This window comes from Bradyrhizobium sp. NAS80.1, from assembly GCF_001908205.1.
Taxonomy (GTDB): domain Bacteria; phylum Pseudomonadota; class Alphaproteobacteria; order Rhizobiales; family Xanthobacteraceae; genus Bradyrhizobium.
In genome coordinates, this window is sequence record NZ_LGHL01000253.1 from 1 (window position 1) to 7,182 (window position 7,182).

The following is a 7,182-nucleotide window of genomic DNA, read 5'->3' on the forward strand; positions in this document are numbered from 1 at the left end:
ATGCCGATGAGGAGAGGAAAAGACTCCGTCGACGCCGCGCTGACGAATGCGGTTGAAAGGCAATCACCCAGTGAATGGCCTGCCGTCCCCTTAGCATTGATCAAGATGTGGGCGAGGCTCACGTAAAGCGGAAACTGGATCAAAATGCCGGAGCTCGCGGTCACGGCGTGGGAGACGGCGATCAGAAAGCGCCGCGGACGCCAGTGAAGCAGCAATCCAAGGAGGAGAAAAGCGAGGTTATAGGTGTTGAGACTAGAGATCACCATCGTGGCATTCTTCGTGGCGAACTCATTGACCAGCCAACCCAGCCCGAGCGCACCCAAGAACAGCGTGGGGATCGGGCTGTATTCGAGCCACTCCCCCGGGCGACGGCGCGGCGGCAGTTGGTCACGCACTGTTTCGAGCGTGATTCCGAGTTGTTGTGTTGTCACGGCGCGGCCGGGCGCAGGAGCCGAGACATAGGCAATTGCAACCGACGCAGCGATCACAACTGCCGCAATCAACGCCGACTGCCAGAGAAATATCGTCTCGCTGAACGGAATGACACCGGAAATTGCCAATAGCTCCTTGGGAATGCTTTGTGGGTTCGCCTGTAGCTGGGCCGCCGACGAGCTCACGCCCATCGCCCATGTGACGCCAAGGCCGAGATAGGCGGCGGCCCCGGCTGCGCGATAGTCCATCTTCAGTTCGTCCCGCCGCGCCAGCTCGCGTGCCAACAGGCCGGCGAAAATGAGACTGACCGCCCAGCTCAATAAGGACGTGGCCATGCTTACGATGGCGACATAGGCGACGGCGCCCCGGCCGGTTCGCGGCAGCCTTGCCAGCCGTTCGATGAGGCGCGCGGTCGGCAGGGCTCGCGCGACGACGTGGCCAGTGACCACGACCAGGACCATCTGCATCGTGAACGGCATCAAGTCCCAGATTCCGTCGCCGAAGGCGACGGCGACCGCCTGGGGCGTAGCCCCGATGAACATCGCGCCCGCGCAGACAAGAGCGAGCGCAAGCGCCGCGAAGACGAAAGTGTCCGGAAACCATCGCTCCGACCAGGCCGTGGTGGCGAGCGCCATAGTCTCGAAAGCGGTGCTTTTCCCTTCGGTGGCCTTCTTCTCGCACGCAGGCGCGCTTGCCAAAACCGTTGTTGAAAGCGCAGGGCTCGGCTGAGCCTGTTGCTGCAGCGGGATGCCGAGTTTGGCAGGTTGTGTCGAAATGCGCGGCCCCACAGATGGAAGAGACGCGCAGAGACGAACGGATCTTGGCTGGGGCTGCAAGTCAATCATCTTGCTCTACCCATCTCTCTATTAGTTACGACCAAGGGGCGAAGAAGTCGGAAACTCATCCCGTGCATGCCACGCATTTCAGGGGAGAAACGACCTGTGGTTTTGGCCCGTGAGTTCGTCGTTCAGCGTCCGCTCGGTAAAGTCGCTCCAGCGCCGCCCAGCAACAAATCGCGTTACAACAATGTGCTCCGCCCTGCGTCGACCGATTTCCGCCATGTGCCGGGCGGCCATGATTATGCCGCCGAACGAGAGAAGCGGCACGCGCTTGAGCGGGATAGAAAGGGGGTCTGTGTTGGCGCTCACCGTGTCATTGGCACCGTAAAATTGAGCGTGTCTCATCGTTGAAACTCCGCAAAGAAGAGAAATCGTTATCCGCAGCGCTCGTGATCGATCTTGGGCCTCTGTCCCCGCAAACTCAGGGATGGATATGCAATGATCCGATTTTCAAGGTCGCCAATCACATCCAATATAGCCAAGCTGAAACGAGGACGCCTATTCAGGAAGCGAAAGAGCAGGACAGAAAACGATTCTTTTTCAGATGGTGGGCCCTTCGGGCGGGGTTCAACTGGATTGGATGACTGGAGCCGCAGTCACAGACCAATATGGACGCGGTCCCGGTCCGGCTGGGCGTCGGCCCAACATGTTGGCAGCATGAAGGCGATCAGCACAGGCTGTTTCTGAGTAGCGATCGACCCAGCGGGCGGTTCTCTCATCGTAGAAGACGTGCTATAGACGTTTGTGCAGATCGCAAGGTTGTTTTGTCCGCGGAGGGCACTATGGCCGGATCGGTTACCACTGTAGACGTTGAAGATCCTTATGAGATCACTCCCACCATGTGGGAGCTGTTCACGCCTACGCCGACAAGTGCCATCACGCCGCCGCAGTTCCTTGCGCGATCGTATCGCGCGGGCGATTGGCGGCGGTACAAAATCGAGAAGCACTCATATCGAACGACTGTCTCTGTCGGAAAGCTCGGCCGTACCTGCTTCGTACGGATGGCGGACCGCGAGGCGACCGATATGGTCATAGGATCACCTGGCATCGACCATTATTGTCTGACGTTCCTGCAGCAGGGGCAGGGATTGCTCTGCCAGCCGCAGGCCGCTTCGCCTGCCGAGACCAATGCCGGCGGTGGCGTGATCTTTCACGGAAGGCCGGGAACGGTGTTGAAGACCGGCAATGAAGCCGTAAAGACGAACGTCTGGATACCAGCGGGCCTGTTATGCCGCCAGGCGACCGAGATGTTGGATGGCCCGGACGTCCGGGGGCTGGACTTCGATGCGGGCATCGATGTCACAAGTGCTGCGGGCGCCGGCCTGCGCCGGCTGACGGATTGGCTGTATGCCGAGCTCGGCCATCCTGACTCGCCGCTTTCGAACGAGATCGTTGCGGCGTCGGCCCAGGAATTGTTTCTCCGTACCATCGTGCTGGCGGCCACGCATAGTCGGTCAATGCAGTTGCGAGGCCAAGCAAGAGCAGCGACACCCGCCACGGTACGACGCGCCGAGGAGTTGATGCGCAGCAAAGCGGAGTTGCCGCTAACGCTTGAGGAGATTGCCCAGGCTGCTGGATGCGGCAGCCGCGCGCTCCAGGCTGCGTTTCGCGCCTTCCGTGGCACATCGCCGATGGCGTCCCTTCGACGGATCAGGCTCGAGCTTGCGCATCAGGCGATCATGAGATCTGACGGATCGATTTCCGTTGCTGAGGTGGCGGCGCGATACGGGTTTTCAAACCCAGGCCGCTTCGCCAGTCAGTATCACCATTTATTCGGAGAGTACCCGTCAAGAATCGGCAGTTTGCGTCCTTTGCGTCGCTAATGCATCGCCTTGCAGGCTCGCAGGTCCGCCCCCTCGCCACTGTTCGACAAATCGAAACTCGCGCTCCTGTTGCATGCCTGCTGTTGGGCCCGAAGGCGACACGCCCCTTCACTGCGCTACACCACCATCAGGTCCTTGCCGACAATGATCTCGCCCTTGAAGTACTTCGCCACCGGGGCACGCCAAGTCTCATCGTCGATGCTGTCGATGGGGGGAGTGAGGTGCGATAGCACGAGTGTTTTGACACCTGCTTCCTGGGCGATGCGGCCGACATCTTCGGAGGGTGTATGGTCCGCCTTCATATGCGCCATGAAGACGTCAAACGTCATCGGCCAACCACCCCTGGCAATCGCTGCTCTCAGGGTTGTCTCAAGGGCTGGCACATACATCGTTTCGTGAACCAGCACATCGGCGCCTTTCGCCATTTCCGCCACGGCCTCGAGCGGTGCAGTGTCGCCGGAAAATGCGATCGACCGGTCCTTGAAGTCGAAGCGATAGCCCAGCGCTGGCTTCACTGGCGGGTGCTCAACAAGGATAGCCGACACCTTGACGTTGTCGTCCTGGGTTACCGGACCGGCGGCGGAGATCTCCTGGACGTTGACTGACGTCAGCGGCTTCATCCGAAAATCCTCAGCCCAGAAATCGACGGTTTGCTTGTAGGCGCGCATGAAATCCTCGGTCATTTGCTTCAGCGGTGGCGGCCCAAAGGCGCGCACGTCGAGCGGCAACGCGTGTATCCAGCCGACGACCAGTAGCGGACCGTATTCAATGTTGTGATCGGCGTGATGGTGCGTGATGAAGATCGATTTCAGCGCGCGAAATGGAATTCCAGTACGAGCAAACTGGTTGGTAACGCCCATCCCGCAATCAAGCACATAGGCCGCACCGTTGCTCAGCATCACATGTGAGGTCATGTTTCGCGACTGGCCCACCCCTGGACCAGCACCGGTGCCGAGCAGCACCAGCTTGGTGCCCTTTGCATCTTTTAGGGCGGCTTGCGCTTGTTGCGGTGTCCATCGCGGCCCCTCGGCTTGCGCGGTGCCTGGCTGGACTGTGGCAGCGAGCGCCGGCGCGGCCAAGAGGCCGGTCAGCAGGCTGCGACGTGAGGGGGCGGATCGCAATGGTTTGTCTGACACGGCTTTTTCTCCTCCGGGTTTTCATCTCCGTCGGCTTTTGCCCGATGTTAGTTATATCCACCCACGTTCAACGGCGGAAGGCAGATAGGTACCGTGAACTACGGGCCCATCCGCGCCGAGGCCGGGTGTCCCGGCACCTGGAAGCGCTTGCCGGTATCGGTCACGCTAGTCCCATCGACCTTAAGAATTGAGAAGTCTTGGGTTAGGAAGTTGCCGATCAGGATGTATTTGCCGTCGGGCGTGAACGTCGCTGCCTCAGGCAATCCACCGACCTCGATATCCTGCGTTTTGGTGACCTTCTTGCCGTTGATCTTCAGCACCGAGACGCTGCCGTTCTTTTCATAGAAGAACGCATTCTTCATATTTGAGCCGCGTAGGATGACCGAGACGGCGAGATCGCCTTTCGGGCTGATCGCAAGTCCCTCCGGCCCATCTCCCACCACTACGCGATCGATGACGCGAGGCGGATTGGCTTCGAGATCGATAACGCTTGTTGTATCGACGCTGCCATCTGAGGAGCCTGCGCCACCATTATCGGAGGTAAGCGCGATCTTGCCGTCGGGCGTTACAGCGACGTTGTAGGGCCACAGACCGGCCGGCAGGTCAATCTTGCTGTAAGTCACCTTGCCCCCAACGACATCCAGCACGGAGATCTTGTGAGCGGGAAACCGGGCGACCAAAGCGCGCTTGCCGTCGGGGGTAAATGTCACATGTGCCACGCTGTCGGGCATCGCCACGGTATCAGTAATCTTGACATCGCTGCCGTCGACCGAAAGCACGCTGATTGAATTGTCGCCGCGATTGGCAACCAGCGCCATCTTGCCATCCGGGCTGAAGCTCAATCCAGAAGGCTGTTTGCCGGCGGTCAGTGTCGCCGCAAGCTTGGGTGGATTTGCGCCGAGGTCGATCGCATAGATTTTATTGTCCGGTACCTGCTTCAGCGCGTCGCCCTCCTTGATCACGTCGATGGAGTCCGCCACTAGCGCTACCGTCCCGCTCGGGTCGATCGCAACATTGACGGGCGGGCCGACAACCGAGTTCTTCAGTGGCAGGGAAGCGACGATCTTCGGGCTTTCCGGGTCTGCGACGTCAACGATCAGAATCTGGTCCTTGCCTGGCGCAGCCAGGATCGGCCTACCGGCATCGTCCCACAGCAACTTCTCGTCGAGGCCGACGATCATGAACGGCTTCGCATGCGTGGGGCTGAAAAGGCTTGCACTGAGAACGATCGTGGTTGCGATCGATAATCCAAGGGTAAGTCTGGCTGACATCTTGGCGTTCTCCCCGAATACCGGCTCTGCTGGCCAGTTTTGATATTCTAGCCTTTGAACCACCCGGTCGCCAGCATCACGGGCTGGTGGGACGCATTTCTAATGTCGGTTGTTGGGGCCCCGAGCCGACATGGGTCGGCGAGGCGCAGAGCAACGCAGTGCAATCCATCGAAGTTGAAAAAAGGCCGCTGGCAATATGTCCAGCGGCCTTTGCGCTTAACGTCGTTCTCTGGGCGGCGCGCCGACTAGAGATCGATGCCAACAGCGATGTTGCGGCCCTGTAGTTCGGCGATCTTCATTCCGTCAGCCTGCACCTGCGCGAACTCCGGGTCCTTTGCTACGGCCTCCTGCACTTTGCCGTAAACTTCCCAACTGGAGTAGCGCGTCGCAACCAGCAACTGTCCTGCCCACGCGCCAGTGTAGAAACGGGACAGCCGAAGAAATTCAGCACCATGTTTTTCGAAGATTGTCTTCGCCCGCCTGACAATCTGGGTCATTTCGTCGGGCTTGTCGGTTTTAAAACGAGTAAATTGCACGATCGGCATGGGCTACCTCCATAGTGATGTAAAATGTCCAAGAGGTATGTATCGAGCGACGTATTGGGGAGCGAACCTCAATGCGATCTCGATGAAAGTTTGTCTTCATCGATTGATTTTGGTTCAGGCTTTGCAAGCGACAGCGACACTACCGCATCTCGGCGGATGGGCTCGCATCGTTACTGGGGTAATGATCTCCCGGGATGCCTGCTCCAGCTTCGCTGTTGGGGGCTAAGCCGACATCCAGGCAACCGACCGAAAAGCGCGTTTCAGAAGATCAAAAGGGGGCTAGGATAACGACGTACAAGCACCTCAGTGCGGACGCCCGCCTTCGGCTCCTCCGTGCGGCTGGCGTTAGCAAAAAGTCATGGGAGGATTTCGTGATGAAATCGCTGGCCTATGCAACTCTGTTTGCGCTCGCGCTTACCCCTGGCTGCGGCTTCGCTCAAGAGCACAAGATGAGCGACGAGGAGCTGATCAAGCTGTCGCTGTCGGCCGCCCCCGAGGCCATCGCCAAAGACGCTACGATCCTCGCTATGGATCATGACGGTAAGTTGCGGACATTGCGCGAAGGCACCGGGCAGTGGACCTGCATGCCAGGTCACGCTGATCCGGCCAATCCCGACCCGATGTGCGGCGATAAGAATGCGATGGAATGGGCGTCGGCCTGGATGAATCACAAGGAGCCGCCTGCGAACAAGGCGGGGTTCATGTACATGCTCCGAGGGGACGGCGGTGCAAGCAACACCGACCCGTATGCAACAAAAGAAGAGCCCGGCAACAATTGGATTAAAACCGGCGCACACGTGATGATCGTCGGCTCTGGCGCCAAGATGTTGGATGGTTATCCGCGTGACGCGAAGGCCGACCCCACGAGGCCCTATGTGATGTGGCCTGGCACGCAGTACGAGCATTTGATGCTGCCGGTCCGCTGATCTCGCGATCTCGCGGTTCCTGCGTCCACATGGGTTTTACGAGCGCCTGGCCGACGCGCTCGGGCGATCTCACGATGTCCGCTCCGCGGGGGATTGTGTTGAAAAACTCAAAATCTGAGCGGTCGCAAAATTCTCGCGATGAGGTGAAAGGCGCCACATCCGCCATCTGGATCGTCCTCAAAGCCAATGGGAAGCTCGTCGGCTGAATCG

Annotated in this window: 7 protein-coding genes; 2 read left to right on the top strand and 5 right to left on the bottom strand. The window is 59.3% G+C overall.

Features of this window, described 5'->3' with window-relative positions:
- Both AC629_RS40200 and AC629_RS40205 read right to left on the bottom strand, forming a co-directional pair.
- Positions 1-1,277 (bottom strand): TIGR00366 family protein (locus tag AC629_RS40200; RefSeq protein WP_210419186.1); only part of this gene is annotated, 1,277 nt, incomplete at its 3' end.
- A 78-nt stretch (positions 1,278-1,355) separates the two neighbouring features.
- The gene (locus AC629_RS40205; protein ID WP_084810211.1) at positions 1,356-1,616 is read right to left on the bottom strand and encodes a hypothetical protein; all 261 of its coding nucleotides are present in this window, start codon (positions 1,614-1,616) and stop codon (positions 1,356-1,358) included.
- Positions 1,617-2,053: 437 nt separating this feature from the next.
- Between AC629_RS40205 and AC629_RS40215 the strand changes: the two genes are divergently transcribed.
- The gene (locus AC629_RS40215) at positions 2,054-3,094 is read left to right on the top strand and encodes an AraC family transcriptional regulator (RefSeq protein WP_168195707.1); all 1,041 of its coding nucleotides are present in this window, start codon (positions 2,054-2,056) and stop codon (positions 3,092-3,094) included.
- Positions 3,095-3,210: 116 nt separating this feature from the next.
- Here AC629_RS40215 and AC629_RS40220 read toward each other — a convergent pair whose 3' ends face one another.
- The 3 genes from AC629_RS40220 to AC629_RS40230 form a co-directional block, all read right to left on the bottom strand.
- Positions 3,211-4,230 (bottom strand): MBL fold metallo-hydrolase, encoded by a 1,020-nt coding sequence (locus tag AC629_RS40220; protein WP_143199820.1) that lies wholly within the window; start codon positions 4,228-4,230, stop codon positions 3,211-3,213.
- Positions 4,231-4,328: 98 nt separating this feature from the next.
- A complete protein-coding gene (locus AC629_RS40225; RefSeq protein ID WP_245332155.1) occupies positions 4,329-5,501 on the bottom strand; it encodes a YncE family protein in 1,173 nt (390 codons plus the stop codon).
- Between the two features lie 245 nt (positions 5,502-5,746).
- Positions 5,747-6,046 carry a hypothetical protein gene (locus AC629_RS40230; protein ID WP_084810216.1) on the bottom strand — a complete coding sequence of 100 codons (300 nt, stop codon included), beginning with the start codon at positions 6,044-6,046 and terminating at the stop codon, positions 5,747-5,749.
- Positions 6,047-6,420: 374 nt separating this feature from the next.
- Between AC629_RS40230 and AC629_RS40235 the strand changes: the two genes are divergently transcribed.
- Positions 6,421-6,972, top strand: a complete 552-nt coding sequence (locus AC629_RS40235; RefSeq protein ID WP_084810217.1) for a hypothetical protein — start codon at positions 6,421-6,423, stop codon at positions 6,970-6,972.
- The last annotated feature ends 210 nt before the right edge of the window (positions 6,973-7,182 follow it).